The organism is Amycolatopsis sp. NPDC054798 (genome assembly GCF_053611505.1).
In genome coordinates this window covers 1-24,005 of the sequence record NZ_JBSHAM010000110.1, presented here as the reverse complement: position 1 = coordinate 24,005, position 24,005 = coordinate 1, and the positions used below count along the sequence as shown (strand labels likewise).

At 70.7% G+C, this 24,005-nt stretch carries 15 protein-coding genes; 12 read left to right on the top strand and 3 right to left on the bottom strand.

Features of this window, described 5'->3' with window-relative positions:
• Window positions 1-157 precede the first annotated feature (157 nt).
• Window positions 158-1,654, bottom strand: coding sequence for an acyl-CoA synthetase (locus ACWGIC_RS39030; protein ID WP_452080979.1), 1,497 nt, complete (start codon window positions 1,652-1,654; stop codon window positions 158-160).
• 80 nt (window positions 1,655-1,734) lie between these two features.
• On the opposite strand from ACWGIC_RS39030, the gene ACWGIC_RS39025 reads away from it, so the two are divergent.
• On the top strand, window positions 1,735-2,397 hold the full coding sequence (locus tag ACWGIC_RS39025) for a TetR/AcrR family transcriptional regulator (RefSeq protein ID WP_452080978.1): 663 nt from the start codon (window positions 1,735-1,737) through the stop codon (window positions 2,395-2,397).
• Here ACWGIC_RS39025 and ACWGIC_RS39020 read toward each other — a convergent pair.
• Both ACWGIC_RS39020 and ACWGIC_RS39015 read right to left on the bottom strand, forming a co-directional pair.
• Complete coding sequence (locus ACWGIC_RS39020) at window positions 2,384-3,958, bottom strand: succinic semialdehyde dehydrogenase (protein ID WP_452080977.1); 1,575 nt, start codon at window positions 3,956-3,958, stop codon at window positions 2,384-2,386. The two genes, ACWGIC_RS39025 and ACWGIC_RS39020, sit on opposite strands and share 14 nt — an antisense overlap.
• A gap of 16 nt (window positions 3,959-3,974) precedes the next feature.
• Window positions 3,975-5,603: a GMC family oxidoreductase gene (locus ACWGIC_RS39015; protein WP_452080976.1), complete on the bottom strand. Its 1,629-nt coding sequence runs from the start codon at window positions 5,601-5,603 to the stop codon at window positions 3,975-3,977.
• 114 nt (window positions 5,604-5,717) lie between these two features.
• Between ACWGIC_RS39015 and ACWGIC_RS39010 the strand changes: the two genes are divergently transcribed.
• The 11 genes from ACWGIC_RS39010 to ACWGIC_RS38960 all read left to right on the top strand — a co-directional run bounded on the left by ACWGIC_RS39010 (window position 5,718) and on the right by ACWGIC_RS38960 (window position 23,696).
• Entirely contained in the window at window positions 5,718-10,790 is a 5,073-nt protein-coding gene (locus ACWGIC_RS39010) for a leucine-rich repeat domain-containing protein (RefSeq protein WP_452080975.1), read from the top strand.
• A 250-nt stretch (window positions 10,791-11,040) separates the two neighbouring features.
• Window positions 11,041-11,250, top strand: a complete 210-nt coding sequence (locus ACWGIC_RS39005) for a CbtB domain-containing protein (RefSeq protein WP_452080974.1) — start codon at window positions 11,041-11,043, stop codon at window positions 11,248-11,250.
• 25 nt (window positions 11,251-11,275) lie between these two features.
• A complete protein-coding gene (locus ACWGIC_RS39000) occupies window positions 11,276-12,115 on the top strand; it encodes a CbtA family protein (RefSeq protein WP_452080973.1) in 840 nt (279 codons plus the stop codon).
• Window positions 12,112-12,786 carry a (2Fe-2S)-binding protein gene (locus ACWGIC_RS38995; protein WP_452080972.1) on the top strand — a complete coding sequence of 225 codons (675 nt, stop codon included), beginning with the start codon at window positions 12,112-12,114 and terminating at the stop codon, window positions 12,784-12,786. The genes ACWGIC_RS39000 and ACWGIC_RS38995 overlap by 4 nt, the downstream gene beginning before the upstream one ends.
• Before the next feature lie 591 nt (window positions 12,787-13,377).
• On the top strand, window positions 13,378-15,819 hold the full coding sequence (locus ACWGIC_RS38990) for an LPXTG cell wall anchor domain-containing protein (protein WP_452080971.1): 2,442 nt from the start codon (window positions 13,378-13,380) through the stop codon (window positions 15,817-15,819).
• Window positions 15,816-16,484 (top strand): flagellar hook-length control protein FliK, encoded by a 669-nt coding sequence (locus ACWGIC_RS38985; RefSeq protein WP_452080970.1) that lies wholly within the window; start codon window positions 15,816-15,818, stop codon window positions 16,482-16,484. The genes ACWGIC_RS38990 and ACWGIC_RS38985 overlap by 4 nt, the downstream gene beginning before the upstream one ends.
• Entirely contained in the window at window positions 16,481-17,413 is a 933-nt protein-coding gene (locus tag ACWGIC_RS38980; protein WP_452080969.1) for an ABC transporter substrate-binding protein, read from the top strand. The genes ACWGIC_RS38985 and ACWGIC_RS38980 overlap by 4 nt, the downstream gene beginning before the upstream one ends.
• Window positions 17,413-18,543, top strand: coding sequence for an energy-coupling factor transporter transmembrane component T (locus ACWGIC_RS38975; RefSeq protein ID WP_452080968.1), 1,131 nt, complete (start codon window positions 17,413-17,415; stop codon window positions 18,541-18,543). Before ACWGIC_RS38980 ends, ACWGIC_RS38975 begins: the two co-directional genes overlap by 1 nt.
• A complete protein-coding gene (locus tag ACWGIC_RS38970) occupies window positions 18,540-20,150 on the top strand; it encodes an ABC transporter ATP-binding protein (protein ID WP_452080967.1) in 1,611 nt (536 codons plus the stop codon). The genes ACWGIC_RS38975 and ACWGIC_RS38970 overlap by 4 nt, the downstream gene beginning before the upstream one ends.
• A gap of 202 nt (window positions 20,151-20,352) precedes the next feature.
• On the top strand, window positions 20,353-21,210 hold the full coding sequence (locus ACWGIC_RS38965) for an ECF transporter S component (protein ID WP_452080966.1): 858 nt from the start codon (window positions 20,353-20,355) through the stop codon (window positions 21,208-21,210).
• Between the two features lie 104 nt (window positions 21,211-21,314).
• Window positions 21,315-23,696, top strand: coding sequence for an HAD-IC family P-type ATPase (locus tag ACWGIC_RS38960; protein WP_452080965.1), 2,382 nt, complete (start codon window positions 21,315-21,317; stop codon window positions 23,694-23,696).
• The last annotated feature ends 309 nt before the right edge of the window (window positions 23,697-24,005 follow it).

Sequence of the window (24,005 nt, the reverse complement as noted above, 5' to 3'; positions counted from 1 at the left end):
TGACCTGCAATTACGCCAGCGGTTTCTTCCGGCCCTGACCGGGAGACCAGGACGTGGGGGGGGGGGGGGCGGGGGGCGGGGCGGGAATGTGGGGGGGGCGGCGGGGGGGGGGCCCCCTGTTCTTATCCCTTTCGCCCCGCGGCCCCCCCCCCCCCCACTACCGAGAGACCGATTCGGCGGAGTCCGTGTACCGCGCGCGGAGTTCGCGTTTGAGCAGCTTCCCCGTGGCGTTGCGGGGAAGTTCGGCGACGACCTCGACCCGGCGGGGGCATTTGAACGCGGCGATCCGTTCCCGGCAGTAGGCGATCACCGCGTCCCCGTCGAGCGAGTCGCCGGCGGGCACGACCACCGCCACCACGGTCTCGCCCCACTGCGGGTCCGGCGCGCCGATCACCGCGACGTCAGCGATGTCCGGATGCCGGTGCAGCACCTGCTCGACCTCGATCGGATAGACGTTCTCGCCGCCGGAAATGATCATGTCCTTCTTGCGGTCCACCAAGGTCACGAACCCGTCGGCGTCGCAGCGCGCGAGGTCGCCGGAGTGGAACCAGCCGCCGCGCATGGTTTCGGCGCTCGCTTCGGGCAGACCCCAGTACCCGGCGAAGACGTTCGGTCCGCGCAGCACCAGTTCGCCGACCGTCCCGGCGGGCACCTCCTCGTCGCGTTCGTCCACGATCCTGGCCTCGACATGGAGGAAGGGCCGTCCGACCGACCCGGCGTGCGAGCGCACGAAAGCCGATTCCAGCACCAGCGCGGCGGGGGAGAGCTCTGTCATCCCGAAACCCTCCACAAAGGTCAATCCCTTGCCCTCGTAGAACTCGATCACCGGCAACGGGCACGGCGCGCCGCCGCACAACAGGTAGCGCAGCCGCGACAGGTCGTAGGAATCGAAATCCGGGACCTGCGTCATCGCCGCCCACATCGCGGGCACCATGAAGTGGACGGTGACCTTCTCCCGCTGGATCAGCGCGAGTGTCTCTTGTGGATCGAACTTGCCCGCGACCACCACGGTGCCGCCCGCGTACAGCAACGGCAGGGTGAACAGCGCGAGCCCGCCGATGTGGAAGAGCGGGGCCACGGTGAGCGTGATGTCGGAGGGGAGCAGGCCTTCCCCGGAGGTGAGCACGTTGATCGCGTTCGCCTCCAGATTGCCATGGGTGAGCATGGCTCCCTTGGGCCGCCCGGTGGTGCCGGAGGTGTACATCAGCACCGCGATATCGTCCGGCCCGGTCGGCTCGGGTTCGACGCGGCCCTCTTGGGAGAGTTCGCTGTTGTTGACCAGCGTCCGGCCCCCGGCTGCTTCTCGCGCGAGCGCGGCGAAGGTGTCGTCGTGCACCACGACCACCGGCCGGGCGTCGTCGAGGAGATATGCGATTTCAGCCGCCGCGAGCCGGAAATTGATCGGCAGCGTGATCGCGCCGAGCCAGGCGACCGCGAAGAGCGTTTCGAGATAGCCGGTGGAATTCAAGCCCAGCAACGCGACCCGGTCGCCTTTGCGCACGCCCAGTTCGCGCAGCGCCGCCGCCCGTCCCGCGACCCGGCGTTCGAGCTCCGCGTAGGTGATCCGCTCGCCGGTCTCCGCGGACACGAGCGCGACCGCCTCCGGGGTGACGGTGCCGCGCCGGGCAATCCACTGCGCCAAGCTCGATGCCATGCCGAGACTCCTTCGTCGCCGGGGACCACGAAGGTAACCGTACGGACGGTCAGTGGTCAAACCTCGGCTACAGTGGGCCGATGCCACCGAAAGGCCGCGCCGGGGAGATCCTGGCGACGTTCACCCGCTACGTCGCCGAACGCGGATACGACGCCACGAACTTCTCCGACATCGCCGGGGAGCTGGGGCTTTCGAAGGGCACCATCGTGCACCACTTCGGCACGAAGGACCGGCTGCTCGCCGCGCTGCACGAGTCGTACATGCGCCGCAGGCTCGCCGAGGCCGCGCTGATCCGCGACCGCCTCGCGACGCCGACCCGGCAACTGGCCGGGCTGCTGTACGCGTTCGTGCTGTACCAGGTGGTGGACCGGGAAGCGACCGTCGCGTTCCAGCGCGAAGTCGTCCGGCTCGCCGACCACGAGGCGATGGCCGAGGGGCGCCGGATGCGCGCGGAATACCTCGACTTGGTGCGGGCGGTGCTGACCGAGGGCATCGAGTCGGGGGAGTTCCGCTCGTGCGACGTCGAGGTGCAGAGCCTGCTGATCTTCGGTTCGGCGCAGTGGGCGTGGACGTGGTTCGACCCGGCTGGCCCGGTGTCGGCGGAGCAGGTGGGCGCGCAGCTGGTCGACCTGGTCCTGGGCGGACTGGCGACGCGCCGCTCGCGGCTCAGCGGATTGACCGAGGCGGACGGGAAGGTGGTCCAGGCCGTCCGTCAGTCCATTGCGGACGTTACCGGATCCTGAACCGCCGCATCATCTTCAGCCCGGACAGCATTCCTTCCACGTACTTCTCGTACTTCTGTCCCGGCCGCGGACTCATCACCGGCTTCTTCAGCACCGCCAGATTCTGCACGTCGGTGTACTTCAACAGCCCCTGATCCCCGTGCCGCGCACCGACTCCGGACGCCTTCACCCCGCCGGAAGGCGTTCCCTTGGCGGCGTACGCGGTCGCCAGGCTGTCGTTCACGTTGACGTTCCCCGTCTCCAGCCGGGCGGCCACCGCGGAAGCCGCGCGGAGGTCCTTGCCCCACACCGAAGCGTTCAACCCGTAGTCGGTGTCGTTCGCCAGCTCGACGGCCTCGTCCAAGGTCCGGTATCGATGCAATGCCACCACGGGCCCGAAGGTTTCGGTTACCCCGCACAGCATGTCCTTCGTGACGCCTTCCAGAACGGTCGGCTCGAAGAACGCCGGGCCCAGATCCGGCCGGGGACGCCCGCCGCACAGCACGGTGGCTCCCTTGGCGACCGCATCGTCCACATGGGACTTGACCCGTTTCATGTGGTCGACCGAAACCAGCGAGCCCATTTCCGGGCCGAAATCGTAGGCCGCGCGGACGTCGAGCGAGGAAGCCTTGGCCACGAAGGCTTCTTTGAATTCCTCGTAGCGCGACTCCGGCAGGTAGATCCGCTCGATGTGCATGCAGATCTGCCCGGTGTTGCCGAACGCGCCGAACACCGCGCCCGGCACCGCGGCGGCGAAATCGGCGTCCGGGAGCACGATCATCGGGTTCTTGCCGCCGAGTTCGAGACAGCAGCCGATCAGGTTCCGGCCCGCTCGCTCGCCGATCACCTTCCCGGTGGCGGTGGAGCCGGTGAACATCACGTAGTTGGCCTGGTCGATGAGCGTCGGGCCGACGTCCGGACCCTCGCCGCACACGACCTGGTACAGGCCCTCCGGCAACCCGGCTTCTTCGAGCAATCGCACGCCGTACAGCGGCGACAACGCGGTTTTGTTGTCCGGTTTCAGCACCACCGCGTTGCCGGCCATCAGCGCCGGAATGGCGTCGGAAACCCCGGTGGCGAAAGGGAAATTCCACGGCGCGATGATGCCGACCACGCCCTTGGGCACCCGGATCTCGGTCGACGACGACACCAGCGGCACCGGCCCGCCCCGCCGCGCCGGGGCGAGCAGTTTGGGCGCCCGCCGCAGATAGTGGCTCATGATCATCGGCGGATCGCACGTTTCCTCGATCGCCATCCGCCGGTTCTTGCCGCTTTCGACCTGGATCAGGTCGGCGATCGTGCGCGCGCGGTCGATGAAGAGCGAATGCGCCCGCCGGAACACCGCCAGCCGTTCCTTGACCGGCGTCGCGGCCCACTTCGCCTGTGCAGCCCGCGCGGTGGCGAACGCCTGCTCGATGTCCGACGGCGTCGACTGCGGCAGATCCACCAGGACGTCGCCGGTGTAGACCTCGGTCAGCGGCCACACCGCGCCGCCCGAGCCGGGGACGCGGGCGACCAGCTGGCGGAGGAATTCGCCGGTCGCCGAAGCCGGGCGGGCAGGCCGGACCGGGGTGAGGGTCATGGACTTCCGCTCCTTCTCAGTTGCCGGAAAGGACCAGCTGCGCGCCCATTTCGCCGATCATGATGCAGGGCGCGTTCGTGTTGCCGCCGGTGATCGACGGCATGATCGAGGCGTCGCAGACCCGCAGCCCGTCGACGCCGCGGACCTTCAGGTCCGGCCCGACGACCGCGAGGTCGTCCACGCCCATCCGGCAGGTGCCGACGCCGTGGTACACCGACGTCGCGCGGTTGAGGATCGCGTCGCGCAGCTCCTGGCCGCGCAGCTGCCGGCCCGGGTGGATCTCCTCGTTGATCGAGCCCTTGAACGCCTTCGAAGCGAAGATTTCGCGCACCATCTCGGATCCCTCGCCGAGCACTTCGAGGTCGGCCGGGTCGGAGAGGTACTGGGGGTCGATGAGCGGGGCCGCGGCCGGATCCGCCGAGGCGAGCCGGATCGTGCCGCGGCTCTTCGGGTAGATCAGCGTGGTGAGCACGGTCAGCGCGGGCCGCTTGTCGACCGGATGCCGGACCGGCGCGTCCTGGTTCGGCGACACGTACGCCCACGGCAGCAGGTGCAGCTGCAGGTCCGGCACCGTCGTGGCCTGCGACGTCTTGAGGAACGCGAGCGCCTCGAACACCGAGTTCGCCAGGAACGTCGAACCCGGCTTGAGCAGTTCGCGGGCCATCCCGCGGGCGAAATACGGCGCGGTGCCCTTGTTCTTGCACGACGACACCTGGAACGTCAGCGCGTGGAACATGTGGTCGTGCAGGTTGTCGCCGACCGGCAGATCGGCGAGCACGTCGATGCCGTGTTCCCTGAGGTGCTCGGCGTGCCCGATCCCGGACAGCATCAGCAGCTGCGGCGACCCGACGAACCCGGCGGCGAGGATGACTTCTTTGCCCGCCCGGACCGTGCGCCGTTTCCCGTTGGCGTCGGTCACCTCGACGCCGGTCGCGCGGCCGTTCTCGATCACCACTTTCCGCACGAACACGCGGGACTGGATCTCGAGCGTCCGGGGCGCGAGGTGGTGCAGGTAGCCGCGCGAGGCGCTGTAGCGCAGGCCGTCGGCGGCGTTCTGCTGCATCCGGCTGACGCCTTCTTGGGACTCGCCGTTGTAGTCGTCGATGATGTCGCAGCCGATCGCGTCGGCCGTCGCGTCGAGGAACTGCAGCGTGCCTTCCTGCGGGATCTTGTTGCGGGTGATCTTGATCGGCCCGCCCGCGCCGCGGAAGGCGTTCTCGCCGTCCTCGAAGTCCTCCATGCGCTTGTACGCGGCGTTGACGCTGTCGGCGTCCCAGCCGGTGTTGCCCTCGGCCGCCCAGGAGTCGAAATTCGCCCGGTTGCCGCGGACGTAGACCATCCCGTTGACCGAACTGGAGCCGCCGAGCACCTTCCCCCGCGGCACCGGCATGCGCCGATCGAGAACATGTTTCTGCGGGACCGAGTAGAACCCCCAGTCGCTCATCCGCTTCAGCTGCGGCACCGCGTGCAGCGGGGCGACCAGCCCCGGCTTGCGCAGCAGCAGCTGCTCGTCGCTCTTGCCCGCTTCGAGCACGATCACGCTGGCCCCGGACTCCGCGAGGCGTCCCGCGACGGCAGCCCCCGAGCTGCCCGACCCGACCACCACGTAGTCGGCTTCGCTGCTTCGGGCCACCCTGGTCGCCATGTCCGCTCCTCGTCCCGCGCACCGCCGAAACTATAACCTGTTCTAGTTCAGGAACGGTATAGCTTTCCCGCCGGACGCGCAACGCCTTGCGCGCGAACCTGATTGACTTGGCCGATGGGGACCGAGGAAGCGAACCGCCGCATCGACGCCGCGCTTGCCGCCGGGGAGAAGACACTCGATCTGCGGGGCCTGCATCTCAGGGAGGTCCCACCGCGGGTGGCGGAGCTCGGCGGTCTCGAGAAGCTGGTGCTGGAGGACAACTTCCTGCGGGAGCTGCCGGACTGGCTCGCGGAACTGCCGCTGCGGGCGCTCAATGCCCGGCGCAACCGGCTCGTCCGGCTGCCGGGAAGACTCGGCGAAATGACCGGTCTCCGGCAGTTGGAGATCGACCAGAACCGGCTCGCCGAACTGCCCCGGACGCTGGCCGGCCTGGAGCTGACCGAGCTGTGCGTCGCGGCGAACCGGCTGGCGGAGCCGCCGGAGTGGATCGGCGGGATGACCAGCCTGGAAATCCTCGACCTCGGCACCTGCCGGCTGGCGCAGGTCCCGGAGTGGGTGCGCGGTTTGCCGAACCTGGTCCGGCTCGACCTGGACGGCAACCGGCTCGAAGACCTCCCGGACTGGCTCGGCGAACTCCCCCGCCTGGCGAAGCTGTACCTGTACGGCAACCTGCTGACCGAACTGCCCGGGTGGATGCGCGGCCTGCGACTGGCCGAGTTGCACCTCGACGACAACCCGCTGGCCGAGCTGCCGGGGTGGCTGGGCGAATCGACCGGGCTGGCGGAACTCAGCCTGGCCCGCTTGCGGCTGACCGAGGTCCCGGAGTGGATCGCCGGACTGGACCGCCTCGCCGAACTCGACCTGGACGGCAACCGGATCGCCGAACTGCCGGACTGGATCGCCGGCCTGGAGAAATTGACGGTGCTGGACGTCGCGCGGAACCGGCTGCGCACGCTGCCTCCGCTGCCGTCCGGCCTCCGGGAACTGCGCCTCGCGTCGAACCCGCTCGCGGAACTGCCCGCGCACCTGGCAGCCCTGACCAGCCTGACGACGCTGACGCTCAGCGACCTCGCGCTGGAGGAGGTGCCCGGATGGGTCCGCGGCTGCACCGGCCTGACGCGGCTGTACGTCCACCAGAACGAGCTGGCCGAGCTGCCGGAGTGGCTCGGCGAGCTGACCGCGCTGGAAGCGTTGTGGGCCAACGACAACCGGCTGATCGAGCTGCCGGAGTCGCTGCGCGGCTTGCACAATCTCCGGCGGCTGTACCTGGGCAACAACCTGCTGCGCGGCCTGCCGGAGTGGCTCGGCGAGCTGACCGGGCTGACCACGCTGGGCGCCGGCGCGTGCGGACTGACCGAGCTGCCGGAGTGGCTCGGCGGGTTGCGCGGGCTCGAAATCCTGTGGCTGAACCACAATCCGCTGCGCGAGCTGCCCGACTGGTTCGCTCGGCTCGAGAACCTCGTGCAGCTTCGGCTCGACAGCACGCAGCTCGCCGACCTGCCGGATCGGCTGGGAGAGCTGGCCCAGCTCAAGACGTTGTACCTCGACTCCTTGCCGCTGGGCGAGCTGCCCTCGTGGCTGCGCGGGACCGAGCTGACCGAGCTGAGCGCCGGCCGTTGCGGGCTGGGTTCCTTGCCCGAGTGGCTGGGCGACCTCACGTCGTTGCAGGTCCTCCAGGCGTCCGGGAACACCCTGGCGGAACTGCCCGGTTCGTTCGGCCGGCTGACCGAGCTGGCCGAGCTGCGGATGGACGACAACCGCCTCGCCGAGCTGCCCGCTCCGCTGGCCAACCTGAGGGTTCTTTCCCTGCGTGCCAACCGGATCACGGAGGTGCCGGGCTGGGTTCGCCAGTGCGCCGATCTCGGGGAGCTGTCGCTCGGGGGAAACCGGCTCAGCGGGGCGCCGGAGTGGCTGGGCGAGCTGACCGCGTTGACGAGGCTGGACCTGTCCCGCAGCGACCTCGACGCGGTGCCGGACTGCCTGCGCGGCCTGCGTCATCTCGACGGACTCGACGTGAGCGGCAACCGGATCGCGGCGCTTCCCGGCTGGTTCCCGGAACTCGCGAGCTTGACCGAGGTCGGCATGGACAACAACAAGCTGGCCGTCCTTCCTCCGGAGCTGGCGGGGCTGAAGCAGCTGGCGTCGCTTTCCGTGCGGAACAACCAGCTCGCGGACCTGCCGCGGTGGCTCGGGTCGTGCCAGTCGCTGACCGAACTGCGGATCAGCACGAATCCGCTGAACCGCCTGCCGGACGCGGTGCGCGAGCTGACCGGCCTCGCCGTGCTCGAATTCGACGACACCGGGATCACCGAGCTGCCCGGATGGCTGGCCGAGCTTTCGGGACTGCACTACCTCTCGTCGGACGGGAACACGCTGGGTTCGACCGACTTCGACTTCAGCAGGCTGACCGGGCTGCGCACCGTGTACCTGGCCCGGTGTTCCCTGAGCGAAGTACCGGAAACGCTGGCGCGGCTCACCGGGTTGAGATTGCTGTACCTCGGCAACAACGACCTCGTCGCGGTGCCCGGCTGGCTGACCGGCCTGACCGGGCTCACCGGCCTGTCGCTGGACGGCAACTGGCTCGCCGCGCTTCCGGCGGACATCGGCGCTCTCGCCAAGCTCAGATGGCTGCGAGCGGGACGGAACGATCTCACCGACGTGCCGGCGAGCCTGACCGACCTGATCAGCCTCGATACACTCGACCTCCCGGTCAACCAGCTGCGCACCCTCCCGGATCGGATCGACCGGCTCGTGAACCTGGGCACCTTGTCCCTGGCGGACAACTCGCTCACCGAGCTGCCGGAGTCCCTGGGGCGCATCGCGGGTCTTCGCCACCTGGACGTCCGGGGCAACCAGCTCACGGCCCTCCCGGAAAGCTTCCCGCACCTCGAACGCCTAGGCACTCTCCTCCTTTCCGACAACCGCCTCCGCAGCCTCCCCGCCGCGCTGGCCGAACTCCCCAACCTCACCACTCTCACCGTCTCCGGAAACCCCTTCATCAGCCCGCCCCCGGAAATCACCGCCAGCGGCTCCGAATCCGTTCTCGAATTCCTCCGCGAACGCGAACGCGGCAGCACCGCGCAATGGGTCTCCAAACTCCTCGTCGTCGGCGAAGGCGGCGTGGGCAAAACCTCTCTCGTCCGCGCGCTCGCCGACGATCCGCACGATCCGGAAGAACCCTCCACGCACGGCCTCCTCGTCCGCGATCTCCAGCTGGCCCACCCCGAGCGGGACGTCCGGATGCGGCTCAGCACCTGGGATTTCGGCGGCCAGCAGATCTATCACGCCACCCACCAGTTCTTCCTCACCAACCGCTCCCTGTTCGTCCTGCTGTGGAATTCCCGGCTGGGCTGGGAACAAGGAAAACTGCACTACTGGCTCGACATCATCACCGCCCGCGCGCCGGAATCGCCGATCGTTCTCGTGGCCACGCACATCCACGGCCGTCCGGTCGACCTGCCGCTCGCCGAATTGCGGTCGAAATACCCGAGAATCGTCGCGAGCGTGCACGTGGACAACGCGACGCGGGACGGCGTCGGGGAACTGCGCGACCTCCTCGCGCAGCACGCGGCGGAACTGCCGCTCATGGGTTCGGAATGGCCGACCTCCTGGCTGACCGCCGCGGACGCGGTGCGGGCGGTGCCGGAGAACCACATCACGGTCAGCCGGATGTGGCGGATCATCGCCGACGCGGGCGTCACTGGCGCGGAGCCGAGCCGGTTCATCGCGCGGGCGCTGCACGAACTCGGCGACATCCTCTACTACCCGGAGGATCCCGAACTGCAGGAAACCGTGGTGCTGCGGCCTTCGTGGGTCAACGACTACATCAGCCGCGTGCTCGACAGCGACGAGGTCGCGCAGCGGCACGGGCTGCTCACGAGGGAGCACCTGACCGCGCTGTGGCAGGACCTCGACAAGGGGATCCGCGACCACTTCCTCGGCATGATGGACAAATACGACCTGTCCTACCGCGTCGAGTCGAGCGGCGGGGGAGACCTGAGCCTGGTCGTCGAGCGGCTGCAGTGGAATCCGCCGGAGTACGAGACGCAATGGGCGGCCGCGCGGGAGGATGCCCAGCAGATCAAGGTGATCTACCAGCTCAACACCATGCCGCCGGGCATCCCGACGTGGTTCATCGCGCGGTCGCACCGGTTCAGCCGCAACGTGCACTGGCGCACCGGCGCGCTGCTCGGCCACCGCGACGGCCGCCACCTCGCGCTGATCAGCGCGGACCGGCAGCACAACACCGTCGAGCTGACCGTGCGCGGGCCGTCGCCGGTCGGTTTCTTCATGGTGCTCGACGAGGGCCTCAACCTGACCTTGGAACGGTTCCCCGGCCTGGACATCACGCGCCGCGTGCCGTGCCGGTGCGCGCCGGACTGCCCGGAGCTGTTCGACTACGAGAACCTTCGCGCCCGGCTGGAGCGCACGCCGCCCAAGCACGAGATCGAATGCCACCGCTCCGGCGAGCAGGTTTCGGTGCCGGAACTGCTGTTCGGCCTCGCCCCGGCCGAGCGCGATGCGACGCGGGCGTCCGTGGAGCAGCTGACCAGGACCGTCGAGCAGTTCGGCGAGCGGCTGGAGGAGCAGAGCGACTACCACCAGCGGATGTTCCTGCGCCTGCAACGGCTCGCGCAGCAGCAGCAGGAAGCGCGCTGTCCCAGCGTGTTCGCGGTCGTCCCGGCCGGGCGGCGGCGGATCACCGGCTCGCCGTACGAGATCCACCTCTACTGCGAGGAACCCGGCGCCTGGCACCGGCTGGACGGCGACAAGGGCGTCTACTCGGTGGCGCAGCCGCGGGATTGGTTCGTGAAGCTCGGGCCGTACCTGGAGCATCTGATCCGGGTCCTGAAACACGCCGCGCCGCTGGCCGGGCCGGTGCTCGGAGTGGCCGCGGGGGTGCTGAACGAGCAGCTGAAAACCGACTGCGACCTGATGAAGGAACTGGCCGCGCAGCTGCCGAAGGACCTGCACCGCGAGCGCGTGCTGCCCGGCGCGGACCGGCCGGACGACGACCTCCCGGAGCCGCACGCGAAGACCGACGCGGACTTCCGCGCGCTGAAGGCCATGCTCGGCAAACTCGACCCGGACGAGGAATGGGGCGGTCTGTCCCGCTACGACACGCCGGAGGGCCTCACCCTCTACCTGTGCCCGGAGCACCTGGCGTTCTACCGCGACCCGGCGTGAGCGGCCTTGCTCCGTTCGGTGTGACCCCGGGCGCAGCGGCTGCGCAAACCAGGCGGTAGCGGACATCCCGGGCACTCGGGCGATTGACGACCGGCCGGACAGCGCCGTACCGTGCTGCTCGCGCGACGGCTTCCCGAAGCCGGTGAGACTCCGGCACGGTCGCGCCACTGTGTGCCCACCCCGGGCGAGTCAGGTCGAGGAGCCGTCGTCAGGTCCACCCGCAAGGGACGCGTCATCCCGAAGGAGAGCCATGGCCACCATCCCGGCCGACCGGTCCACCCCGGTCGTCCTGCCCGTGTCGAAAGCCGCTTTGCTGCTCGCCGCGACCATCGCCGGCGCGCTGCTGCTGTACTACTTCATCGGCGTCGACCAGGGCGCGGTCTCGATCTTCGGCAGCGACACCCACGTGCACGAGTTCGTCCACGACGCGCGGCACTTCCTCGGCTTCCCCTGCCACTGACCCGCGCGGAACGGACAACCGAACAATGCAGAACAAGCTGATTCTGCGCGGCCTCCTCGCCGGAGCGCTGGGCGGATTGCTGGCGTTCGTCTTCGCCCGGATCTTCGCCGAACCGCTGACCCAGGCGGCGATCGACTACGAATCCGGCCGCGACGAGGCGCAGATGGCGCTCGACAAGGCCGCCGGGCTGCCCGCCGAACACGAGGGCCACGAGGTCTTCAGCCGCGCGGTGCAGGGCAACCTCGGCATCGGGCTCGGCATGGTGGCATTCGGGGTGGCCATGGGCCTGCTGTTCGCAGTGACCTACACCGTGCTGCTGGGCCGCGTCGGCCGGATCCGCGCGCGGGTGCTGGCGGTGCTCGTGGCCGGGGCCGGGTTCCTGTCGCTGTACTTCGTGCCGTTCCTGAAATACCCGGCCAACCCGCCGGCTGTCGGGCACGAAGCCACCATCGGCGCGCGCACCGGGCTGTACCTGACGATGGTCGTCGCTTCCGTGCTCTTCCTGGTGGCGGCCGTCGTAGCCGGCAAACGGCTCGCGCCTCGGCTGGGCAACTGGAACGCGACGCTCGTCGCCGGTGCCGGGTTCGTCGTGCTGTCCGCGCTCCTGATGGCGGTGCTGCCGTCGCTGGGCTCGCTGGACGTCAACGTCGCCGAATACGGCCCGCAGACCAGCGAAACCCCGCTGCCGCTCAAGGGCCCCGACGGCCAGATCGTGTACCCCGGATTCCCCGCCGACACGCTCTCCGGATTCCGGCTTTATTCGGTGCTGGCGCAGGTCGTCCTGTGGGCGACCATCGCGCTCGTGTTCGGCCCGCTCGCCGAACGCGTGCTGGACCGCGGGCGCGCGGCTACCGTCGAGGCGTGAACCCGCTGACCCGATTGACCGGGCTGGGCCCGTTCTTCGCCGTCGACACCCATTCGGCCGAGGAACCGGCCGAGCCGTGGCGTCCGCTTTCCGAGGTCCTCGACGACGGACCGGCGCTGCGCGAACGAATCGCGCAGGGCCGGTCCGTTCTCGGTGGCGATTTCGTGGAATTGCGAGTCGCGGCGTCGATCGCACATCTCGGTCTCGCGGCCCGGATCATCTCGCCCGCGCTGGGGCTCGCCGCCGGCGCGGGTGCGGTGCCGGACTACTCGACGGCGTGGTGGCAGCCGAAACTGGGCGGCGCGTTTCCGTTGTCGCTGGCGGAAAATCCGCCGGTCGAGTCCGATGTGGTCAGTGCGTTCGCGGAGCGGGTGCTGCGCGGTCCGCTGGCGCGGTTGGACGCCGCGATGGACCAGTTCTCGCTGGCGCGGAATGTCCGGCGGGGAAACGTGGCCTCGGCGCTGAACGGGGCGGTGACGGTGCTGCGTTCCGAACGTCCAGAGTGGACAGAACGGGTCGCCGGAATCGTTGCCGCGCTGGAGGAACTGCCGGAGCTGGCCGGTACCGCGACCCGCGAGAACGGCCGGTTCCGCCGTCGCAGCTGCTGCCTGTTCTACCGGGCGACGCCGCACCGCGACGGCCCGAAATGCGGGGACTGCGTGCTCGCCTGAGCGACCTGCCTGACAAAGCCTTCCTGACGAAGTCGTAAGAAAAAACTGTTCCAGGGCTCCCGGGCGGATGTTAATCTCAATCCGTAGGGGAGCACGATCAGCAAGCGCACCCCCATCATTCCTGCCCGCGGCAAGGGAAGCCGGTCGAAATCCGGCACTGTCGCGCAACCGTGGGCCGCCTCCGGGCGGCGAGTCGGGTCCACCCGCGGGCGGGCGAGCCGAACCGCTGTCGCGTCAGCAGTGGTGGACGTCCGGTTTTCGGGACCGGTCTCTCCGCTGCGGGTGCTTCGGCGCCTGGGGAGAGGACGGACCACGGTGGGGGCCAGACGGTTCGCAGCGGTGGCAGGGGCAGTCGCGGCGGGGTTGCTCGCGGGCGTGCCCGTTCCGGCGAGCGCGACGGGGTTGCTCGCTGGTGCGCCTGTTTCCGTGAGCGCGGCGGGATTGCCTGCTGGCACGTCTGTTTCTGCGCGAGCGGCGGAATTGCTTGCTGGCACGCCGGTTCCCTCGAGCGTGGTGGGGTTGCTCGCGGGCGCACCGGCTCCCGCAAGCGCAGCGGGGTTGCCTGCTGGTGAGCCTGGTTCCGCGCAAGCGATGGGATTGCTTGCTGGCACACAGTTTCCCGCGAGCGCGGCGGCATTTCCGGCAGGCGCGCCCGTTCCCGCCCGAACCCCAGACCCGCCCGCCGCGCAAGCCGCCGCCGGATGGCTGGCCAAACAGCTGGCCCCGGACGGCACCCTGCGGAATCCGCTGGGCGGCGCGCTGCCGGACCACGGTTTGATGATCGACACGCTGTTCGCGCTCACCGCGGCCGGTCAGCCGAAAGCCGCCGAGCCGATCGTGCGCTACCTCGACGACCAGCGGCACGCCACCGACTACTACACCTGGGACGGGCTGGTCCCCGGCAAGGGCTACGACGCGATCGTCACCGGCGGTGCCGCGGCGAAAACGCTGGTCGCCGCCGAGGTCGCGGGCCGGGATCCGCGTTCCTTCGGCGGGCACGACATGGTCGCCGAAACCCGGGGCGCGATCAAGCGGTCCGGCCCGGACGCCGGGCGGGTCAGCGACTACTCGAAAAACCCCGCCTTCGAGAACATCGTCCGCAACAACTCCACCATGTTCGGCCAGTCGCTCGCGCTGATCGGCCTGGCCGGAGCGGGAGAGACCGACCAGCTCGCCGCCGGCACCCTCGTGTCCCAGCAGTGCGCCGCCGGTTACTTCCGGATCTTCTTCGGCCACGCGGCCAATCCGGACGGCACCCCGAAGCGGATCTCGACCTGCGAGGAGGATCGCGCCCGCGGTGCTTCGCCGCCGGACGGCGACGCCACCGCGATGGCGCTTTCGGGGATGCTCGCCGCCCGGGACGTCGGTGCGACCGGTCTGGACGGTCCGATCGCCAAGGCGGTGTCCTGGATCGAACAGCACCAGGACGCGGGCGGCGGATGGGGCGGCGGCGTCGGCACCGAAACGCCGAACACGAACAGCACCGGCTTGCTCGTGCAAGCGCTCGCCGACGCGGGAGGCTCGGCCGGTGCGCTCGGCAAGGGCGTGGCGTTCCTGAAATCCGCGCAGGTGACCGCAGCCGACGCGGGAACCGCGCTGGCGAACGAAACCGGCGCCCTCGCTTATCTGCCTTCGGAGTACCGATCGGCCCGGAAGAGCGGGATCACCTCACGCGACACGTGGGTGCGTGCGAGCGCGCAAGCCGCGCTGGGGATGGCCCAGGCCGGATTCCGGGACCTCGTGCGCGTGCCTCGTCCGCATCGCCCTGGGCCGCCACTGGCCGGGCGGGGTTCGGACCCGGTCGGCGATGCGCCGAAGGCGACGGACCAGGAGCGCTCCGCGGTGCCACCGCCGAAACGACGGTCGGCGGGATCCCCGGCGGGTGCTGCGGCTGAGGTCCCGGCGCAGGAGTCCGCTGCCGGATCGCCGGGGGAGCGGCTGGCCGCTTACCTGGCCGGACAGCTGGTCGGCGGCGACCACGTCGAGGTGGCCCAGGACGGCCGCCCGTACGTCGACTACGACCGCACCGCCGATGTCGTGGTGGCGCTGCGGATTCTGGGACATCAGCCGCAGGCGGCGGCGAAAGCCACGGCATTCCTGCTGAGCCCGGACTCGATCGAGGCGTACGCACACGGCGCGCCGTACGAGAAGGGCCCGGCCTCCTACGCGGAGCCGCTGGCGAAGCTCGCGATCGTCGCCCGGTTGCAGCCCGAGGCAGACGCTCCGGCCGACCTCGCTGCCACGACCGCGCGGCTGGAGTCCGACCTCGCCGCCTTGCGCGACGGCGGTCAGTTCACCGACATCGGCGAGTACGCGGACGGTTCGCACACCGCGACGCGTCAGTCGTGGGCGCTGCTGGCCACCGTCGCCGCCGGGGATTCCGCCGGTGCGGCAGAAGCGGCGCAAACGCTCTCCGCGCACCAGTGCGCGGACGGGCTTCTTCCGGCGGATATTTCCGTGGCCGGGTGCGAACACGGAGACGTGACCGCCACGGCCGCCGCTGTGCCGGCGCTGGCCGCCCGCGCGACACAGGCACCACCGGAAAAGCTGGCACCGCACCGGATCCGGGTGCTCCAGGCCGCTGTAGCCGCCTTGGACGAACGGCTCGGCCAGGACGGGCTGGTTTCCGGCGGCAGCGGTCCCGATCCGGCGTCGACCGGGGCGGTGACCGCGGCCCGCAGCGCGATCGGCCTCGACACCGCGCTCACCGTCAAAGCGCTCAGCGCTTTGCTCGGCGCCGACGGCGGCTTCGCTAAAACACCAGGCGGCGCAAGCGATCTGGCCACCGCCGTCGCGGCCGCGCCGGGGGTCGCCGGGCACGGCTGGATCGGCCAGCCCGGCTCGCCGGTCGCGGGACTGACCGCGCTGCCGGTGCCGGTCGCCGACGCGGGCGTGCGGCACGCGCTGCCGCAAACCGGATCCTCGGAGGTCTCTCCGTGGCTCATCGCCGGGCTGGTGGCCTCCGGGCTGGCGCTCGACGGTGTGTTCTTGCTGTTCATCCGCCGATTCAGGAACAAGGGGTCTGTTTCGTGAGAAAGAGAATTTCGGCGCTGCTGGCCGGCCTGGCCGTGTTGACCGGGCTCGTGGCGGTCGCGGCGCCTGCCTCCGCAGTGGATCAGAGCAAGGGATACAACGGGATCTGCACCGGCGCGGACGCGCTGACCGGCGTCACCGTGGCGATCGACTTCCAGCAGCTCGACGGCAACGAGGGCACGCCCGCGCCGATCATCACCCGGTGCTCGCCGAACCCGAGCCCGGGCACGGCCCGCAACGGCATCCAGGCGCTGCAGGACGCCGGGATCGCCGTCACCGGAGTGGACCGGTGGGGTCTGGCCTTCGTCTGCCGTCTCGAAAACCGGCCGTCGGCGACCGAGCACATCCCGCTGGCCGGCAATCCGACCTACCAGGAAGCCTGTGTGGACACGCCGCCCGCCGGCGCCTACTGGTCGTACTGGAACGCCGACGGCACCGGGGACACTTGGACTTACAGCACGTCCGGCGCGCTCGGCCGCAACGTCATTCCCGGCGGATTCGAGGGCTGGTCGTTCTCCCTCAACGCCGGACCCGACACCAACCCGGCGCCGCGAGTCGTCCCGTGCAACCCGGCCAAGCACCCGGCGACGCACGGCCTCGGCCGGAGCACCGCGCTGAGCCACGCCGCCGGGACGGCCTCCTCGGCCGCGTCGACGGTGCGATGATCCGGAAGTTTTCCGCTGTGGCGGCCGCGGCGGTGCTCGCCGCGGCCGCTGCCGCACCCGCGGCCGCGGTCGACCAGAGCAAGGGACACCCCGGGTTCTGCACCGGCGGAACCGGCGTCACCGTGGTCGTCGACTTCCAGAAACTCGGCGGCACCACGATCGTGCGCTGCGATCCGCAGTCCGGGCGCGGCACCGGGCTCGACGCGCTCAAGAACGCCGGTTTCCAGATCGGCGGCGTGCAGCGCTGGGGCGAAGCGTTCGTCTGCCGCATCGAAAACCGGCCCGCCCCGGACGAGGACCTGCCGATCCGCGGCGACGAGCACTACCGCGAGCCGTGCGTGGACACCCCGCCCGCCACCGGGTACTGGTCGTACTGGCACGCCGGGAACAACTGTGCGTGGGAGTACTCGCAATGGGGCGTGAAGAACCGCGATTTCGTGCCGGGCGGGTTCGAGGGCTGGTCGTTCTCCCTCAACGCCACCGCGGACACCAACCCGGTGCCGCGGATCGCGCCGGTCCGTCCCGGAACCGAGGGCGGGCAGTGCGCGACGGCCGCCGAAACCCCGCCGCTGTCGGACAATCCGGCCGAGCGGCAGCAGCCACGACCGGCTGCGGGCGGCACCGCCGGAGCACCGGGCCAGGCGTCCGCTGTGCCGTCCGGAACCGCCTCAGCCGCTCCTGGCGCCGGGACCGGCCCGGCCGCTCCGGGAGCCAGCCGCGCTCTGCCGCCGCCGAAACCGCGCCCGCACGCGCCTGACCCGGCGAAAAACGTCGAGTTCACCGGGGGCGAGCACGCGCCGGACGTCGTGCAGGCTGCCGAGGCCAGTTCGTCGAGTTACGCGCCGTGGGCCGCCGGACTGGCTGTCGTGCTGCTCGCCGTCGCGGCCTGCTGGACCGCGCTGCGGCGACGGCGAGCGCGGAACGGCTGATGCGCGCGACGTTCAGCACCTGGTTCCTGCCAAGGGATTTGCATCCGGCCGCGTGGTGGCTGTGGGCGCTCGGGCTGGCGGCCGCGGCGGGCCGCACGACCAACCCGTGGCTGCTGCTGACGGTGTTCGCGGTGGTCTGCTACGTCGTGGTCGCCCGGCGCGGCGACGCGCCGTGGGCGCTGGCGTTCCGGTTGTACGTTTACGTCGGCGCGATCATCGTGGCGCTGCGGGTGTTCTTCCGGATCGTGTTCGGCGGAGCCGAAGGCGCCACGGTCATCCTGCACCTGCCGGAAATCCCGCTGCCCGCGTGGGCGGCCGGGATCCGGCTTCTCGGGGACGTGTCCGCCGAATCGGTGCTCGGCGGCCTGTACGACGGCCTGCGGTTGGCGACCATGCTCTGCTGCCTCGGCGCGGCGAACGCGCTGGCGAACCCGAAACGGCTGCTGAAAGCGATGCCGCCGGCGCTGTACGAGGCGGGGACCGCGGTGATCGTCGCGCTGTCGGTGTTCCCGCAGCTGGCGGAGAGCGTGCAACGGGTGCGGCGGGCGCGGAAGCTGCGCGGCGGGCCGTCCGGGCGCAGGCTGCGGGCGTTGCACGCGGTGGTGGTGCCGGTGCTGGAGGACGCGCTGGACCGTTCGCTGCAGCTGGCCGAGTCGATGGATTCGCGCGGCTACGGCCGTTCCGGCGCGGTGCGGGCGCGGGCCCGGCTGCTCACCGGGACGCTGATGATCGCCGGCCTGCTCGGGCTGTGCGTCGGCATCTACGCGACGCTGGACGGCACCACGCCGCGGTTCCTGGCGACGCCGATGCTCGTCGCGGGACTGCTTCTGGGCTTGGCCGGTTTCCGCAGCGCCGGGGCGCGCGTGCGGCGCAGCCGGTACCGGCCGGACCGCTGGCAGCCGCCGGAATTCCTCGTGGCGGGCAGCGGGATCGCGGTGGCGGCGGTGCTGTTCCTGACGTCCACTGTGGACCCGGCGAACCTGAACCCGTCGCTGGCCCGCCTGGGCTGGCCCGCGTTGTCGTGGCTGCCGCTGGCCGGGGTGCTGATCGGAGTGCTGCCCGCGCTGCTGACCCCGCCGCCCGCGCCGCCGCACGGGGAGCCGTCCGTCGCCGAGGAAGCTGTCGCATGATCGAACTGGACCGCGTTTCGTTCTGGTACCACGGGCAGCCGGAACCGGTGCTCTCCGAGCTGTCCTTTTCGGTCGGCGAAGGCGAGCTGGTGCTGGTCGCGGGCCGTACCGGCTCGGGCAAGTCGACCCTGCTCGGCACGTTCAACGGGCTCGTCCCGCATTTCACCGGCGGGCATCTGGAAGGCCGGGTCGCGGTGGACGGCGTCGCGACTTTCGAGGCTCCGCCGCGAGAGTTCGCGCATCTCGTCGGCCGCGTCGGACAGGACCCGCTGGCCGGGTTCGTCACCGACGTGGTCGAGGAGGAACTGGCCTACGGCATGGAACAGCTCGGCGTGGCGCCGCAGGCGATGCGGCGGCGGGTGGAGGAAACCCTCGACCTGCTGGGCATCGCGGAGCTGCGGCGGCGTCCGCTGCGGATGCTGTCGGGCGGCCAGCAGCAGCGCGTCGCGATCGGCGCGGTGCTGACCGCGCATCCGAGGGTGCTCGTGCTGGACGAGCCGACGTCGGCGCTCGACCCGATCGCGGCCGAGGAGGTGCTGGCCACGCTGGCCCGGCTGGTGCAGGACCTCGGCACGACGGTCGTGCTCGCCGAACACCGGATGGAGCGGGTGATCCCGTTCGCCGACCGGATGCTGTACGTGCCGGGCGACGGCAGCGTGCGCGACGGGGCGCCGGCGGAGGTCCTGCGCGACACCCCGATCGCGCCGCCGATCGTGCACCTCGGCCGCCTCGCCGGATGGGACCCGCTGCCGATGACCGTGCGGGACGCGCGGCGGCAGGCGGTTCCGCTGCGCGAACACCTCTCTGCGGTTCCGCTGCCTGCGCCGGTCCCGGCCGCCGACGGCGAACCCGCGTTGCACAGCACCGGAATCGTCGTCCGCTATGGCCAGCACGTCGCGGTGCGCGGCGTCGGCTTGGACCTGCACCCGGGCCGGATCGTGGCGATGATGGGCCGCAACGGATCCGGCAAGTCTTCGCTGTTGTGGGCGTTGCAAGGGTCAGGCCCGCGCCACGGCGGCCGGGTACGGGTAGCCGGGCAGGACCCGCACGAGCTGTCGAGCGCCAAGGCGCGCAAGCTGGTCGGCCTCGTGCCGCAAACCGCGAGCGATCTGCTGTACCTGAGCACGGTCGCGGCGGAATGCGCGGCGGCGGACGCCGAATCCGCCGCTTCTCCCGGGGAATGCCGCACGTTGCTGGACCGGCTCGCCCCCGGCATCGACCCGGAACGGCATCCGCGCGACCTGTCCGAGGGGCAGAAGCTGGCGCTGGTCCTGGCCGTGCAGTTGTCCGCGTCGCCGCGGGTGGTGCTGCTCGACGAGCCGACCCGCGGTCTCGACTATCCGGCCAAGGACGCTCTCGCCGCGGCGTTGCGCGAGCTGGCGGCGGAAGGCCGGGCGATCGTCGTGGCCACGCACGACGTCGAGTTCGTGGCGGCGGTCGCGGACCGGGTCGTGGTGCTGGCCGAGGGCGAGGTCGTGACGGACGGTCCGACGGCCGAGGTGCTCGGCGGCTCCCCGGCGTTCGCGACGCAGGTGGCGAAGATCCTCGGCCCGGACCGGCTGACGGTGGCCGAGGTCGGGGCGGCGTTGGAGGGGGTGGCGCGGTGAGCTGGTGCCGGGGCGGGAGGGCCGCGGTGGCTGGGAGTTCGTTCGCGGCTGGGAGGGATCTGCGGGCGAAGTGGGTGCCTGGGTTTGCCGTGGAGATCCGGGACGTGCACACCAGGACGCGGAACACCTGCGAAGTCAGAACCGATCCGCCCGCGACCCGGGAAAACCGCCGCGCCCCCGCACTCCCCGCGGCGGCTCCGCGATGATCCGCGACTGGGGCGACGCGGGCCGGGCGGTGCGGGTCGGCCCGCGTTCGGCGGTGGTGCTGGCGCTGGCGTCGGCGGCCGGGCTGATGACGTTCGTCTGGCCGTTGCTGGTGCGGGTCGAGCCGCAGAACATGCAGCACGGGCCGGACGCGCCGTTCGTGTTCGTCGGGATCCTGCCGCTGCTGATCGTGATCGTGCTCGCCGAACTGTCCGAGGGCGGGATGGACACCAAAGCGCTGGCGATGCTCGGCGTGCTGTCCGCGGTCAACGCCGGGCTGCGTCCGCTCGGGGCGGGCACCGCGGGCATCGAATCGGTGTTCTTCCTGCTGGTGCTGGCCGGGCGGGTGTTCGGGGCCGGGTTCGGGTTCGTGCTCGGCTGCACGTCGCTGTTCGCCTCGGCGCTGCTCACCGCGGGCGTCGGGCCGTGGCTGCCGTTCCAGATGCTGTCCTCGGCGTGGATCGGGGCGGGAGCCGGGCTGCTGCCCCGGCGCGTGCGCGGCGGCGCGGAGATCGCGATGCTCGCGGGTTACGGCATCGTCGTCGCGTACGTCTTCGGGTTCCTCATGAATCTGTGGTTCTGGCCGTTCATCACCGGTGCCGAAGTGCCGTACTACCACGGGAGCCTGTCGTACGTCCCGGGCGCGCCGGTGCTCGAAAACCTCCACCGGTTCGTCGTCTTCACCCTGCTGACGTCCAGTGCGGGCTGGGACACCGGCCGCGCGATCACGAACACGGCCGCGATCGTGGTGCTCGGACCGGCGGTGCTGGCGACCCTGCGGCGGGCGGCGCGGAAAGCGTCGTACGGCGTGGCCCCGAGTTTCGCCGAGCTGCCGGATCTCGCTGGGCGCAAGTAGAGACCCGCCTCGGCCGGTGACCTGCGCCGAGTCACCCGAACGGGCGGACCCGCGAGGGGCGGCGGCGCGGCGGGTTCGCCCGGAAACTGCGTAAGGTCGGAACCATGCCAGGGGACGACGGCCTTCTCACGCAGGACAGCACGCGCGGGCTCACCGCGGCCGAGGTGGCCGAACGGGTCGCCGCGGGGCGGACCAACGACGTGCCCTCGCGCACGAGCCGCAGCGCGTGGGAGATCGTCCGGTCGAATGTCTTCACCCGGATCAACGCGATCTTCGCGGTGCTCGCGGTCATCATCTTCTCCACCGGCTACCTGCTGGACGGGCTGTTCGCCGGCGTGATCGTGGCGAACAGCGTCGTCGGCATCGTGCAGGAGCTGCGGGCCAAGCGGACGCTGGACCGGCTCGCGATCGTCGGCCAGGTGCGCCCGCGCGTGCGCCGCGACGGGACCAGCAGCGAGCTGGCCCCGGAAGAGGTCGTGGCCGACGACGTGATCGAGATCGGCGCGGGCGACCAGGTGGTGGTCGACGGCGAGGTGCTGTCCGCGGACGCGCTGGAGGTCGACGAATCGCTGCTCACCGGCGAATCGGAGCCGGTGGTGAAACGCACGGGCGATGCGATCATGTCCGGCAGTTTCGTGGTGGCCGGGAACGGCGCGTACCGGGCGACGAAGGTCGGGCCGGAGGCGTACGCGGCGAAGCTGGCCGAGGAGGCGGGCCGGTTCACCCTGGTCGATTCGGAGCTGCGGAGCGGGATCAACAAGATCCTGAAGGTCATCACGTATCTGCTGATCCCGGCTGGCGCGCTGTCGATCTACAACCAGCTTTCCGGTTCGCAGGAGCTGCCCGCCGCGCTGCGCGGGATGGTCGCCGCGCTCGTCCCGATGGTGCCCGAAGGCCTGATCCTGCTGACGTCGGTGGCGTTCGCGGTCGGAGTGATCCGGCTAGGCCGGCGGCAGTGCCTGGTCAACGAGCTGCCCGCGATCGAGGGTCTGGCCCGCGTGGACGTCGTCTGCGCGGACAAGACCGGCACGCTCACCGAGAACGCGATGCGGCTGTCCGAACTGCGGCGGCTGCACGAGGCGGACGAGGCCCCGGAGACGGTGCTGGCCGCGCTCGCCGCCGCGGACCCGCGGCCGAACGCCAGCCTGGCCGCGATCGCCGAGGGCTGCCCGGACGCGCCGGACTGGACCCCGACCGCCGTGGTGCCGTTCTCGTCGGCGCGGAAATGGAGCGGCGCGGCGTTCGGCGAGCACGGCGATTGGGTGCTGGGCGCGCCGGACGTGCTGCTGCCCGCCGAGTCGGAGGAGCGCGCGGAAGCGGAACGGATCGGCGCACAGGGCCTGCGGGTGCTGCTGCTCGGCCGGGCGGCGAACGCGGTCGACGCGCCCGACGGACCGGGCGAGGTCACGCCGGTGGCACTGGCTGTGCTGGAGCAGAAGATCCGCGGCGACGCCCGCGAGACCCTGGACTACTTCGCCGCCCAAGGCGTTGCGGTGAAACTGATTTCGGGCGACAACGCGGTGTCGGTCGGCGGCGTGGCCCGCGCGCTGGCCCTGCCCGGCGGCGAAGCCCCGCTCGACGCGCGGACGCTGTCCGAAGACCCCGGCACGCTGGCCGACCAGATGGAAAGCACCGCCGTGTTCGGCCGCGCGACGCCCGCGCAGAAGCGCGCGATGGTCGCGGCGATGCAGGAGCGCGGGCACACCGTGGCGATGACCGGCGACGGCGTCAACGACGTTCTCGCGCTCAAGGACGCCGACGTCGGCGTGGCGATGGGCGCGGGCAGCCCGGCGACCCGGTCGGTCGCGCAGATCGTCTTGCTGGACAACGCTTTCGCGACACTGCCGTACGTCGTCGGCGAGGGCCGCCGGGTGATCGGCAACATCGAACGCGTCGCGAACCTGTTCCTCACCAAGACCGTGTACTCGGTGCTGCTGGCGCTGATCGTCGGCGTGCCCGGGCTGATCGGCCTGGACGCGATGCCGTACCCGTTCCTGCCGCGGCACGTGACGATCGTCGGCTGGTTCACCATCGGCCTGCCCGCGTTCGTGCTGTCGCTGGCCCCCAACAACGACCGCGCGCGCAGCGGATTCGTCGGCCGCGTGCTGCGGATGGCGGTCCCGGCCGGAGTGGTGATCGGGGCCGCGTCGTTCGTCTCGTACATCCTGGTCCACCCCGGCACCGCGACCACCGATGCCGAGCAGGTGCAGGCGAGCACCACGGCACTGATGACGCTGATGGCGCTGGCGCTGTGGGTGCTGGCGGTCGTCGCGCGGCCCTACACCTGGTGGAAGGCCGCCCTGGTCGCGACGATGGCGGTGCTTTCGGCGCTGATGTTCCTGCTGCCGTGGACGAGGGAGATCTTCCAGCTCGACCCGGGCAACACGAGGTACACGCTGACCGCGGTGAGCTGCGCGGCGGCGGGAGTGGTGCTGATCGAGATCGGGCGGTGGATCGGGAACCGGATCGGGAAACCGGGGACGTGAGGGGAGCCCTGACGGAATCAGATTTCCTCGGGGGTCCTGTCACGCCTCGCTGGGCAGGTGCTGCTGCAACGCCCCCTGCCCTCGGCCCGCTCCCGGCCGGTCTCGTGAGCGTTCATGCCGGTTAGGGCGCACCGCGTTCCGGCTGCCTGCGTGCGGGCTCAAGCGCCCCAATGCCACATTGGGTGCGTCGGACGCACCCAATGGGGCATTCGGTGCGTCACATGCACCCAATGCCACATTGGGGTTTTCTCAGTAGCCGTCGCGTGCAGCTCCCCTGCGGGGGTGCGGAGCATTGTCCGGGTTTGTGGC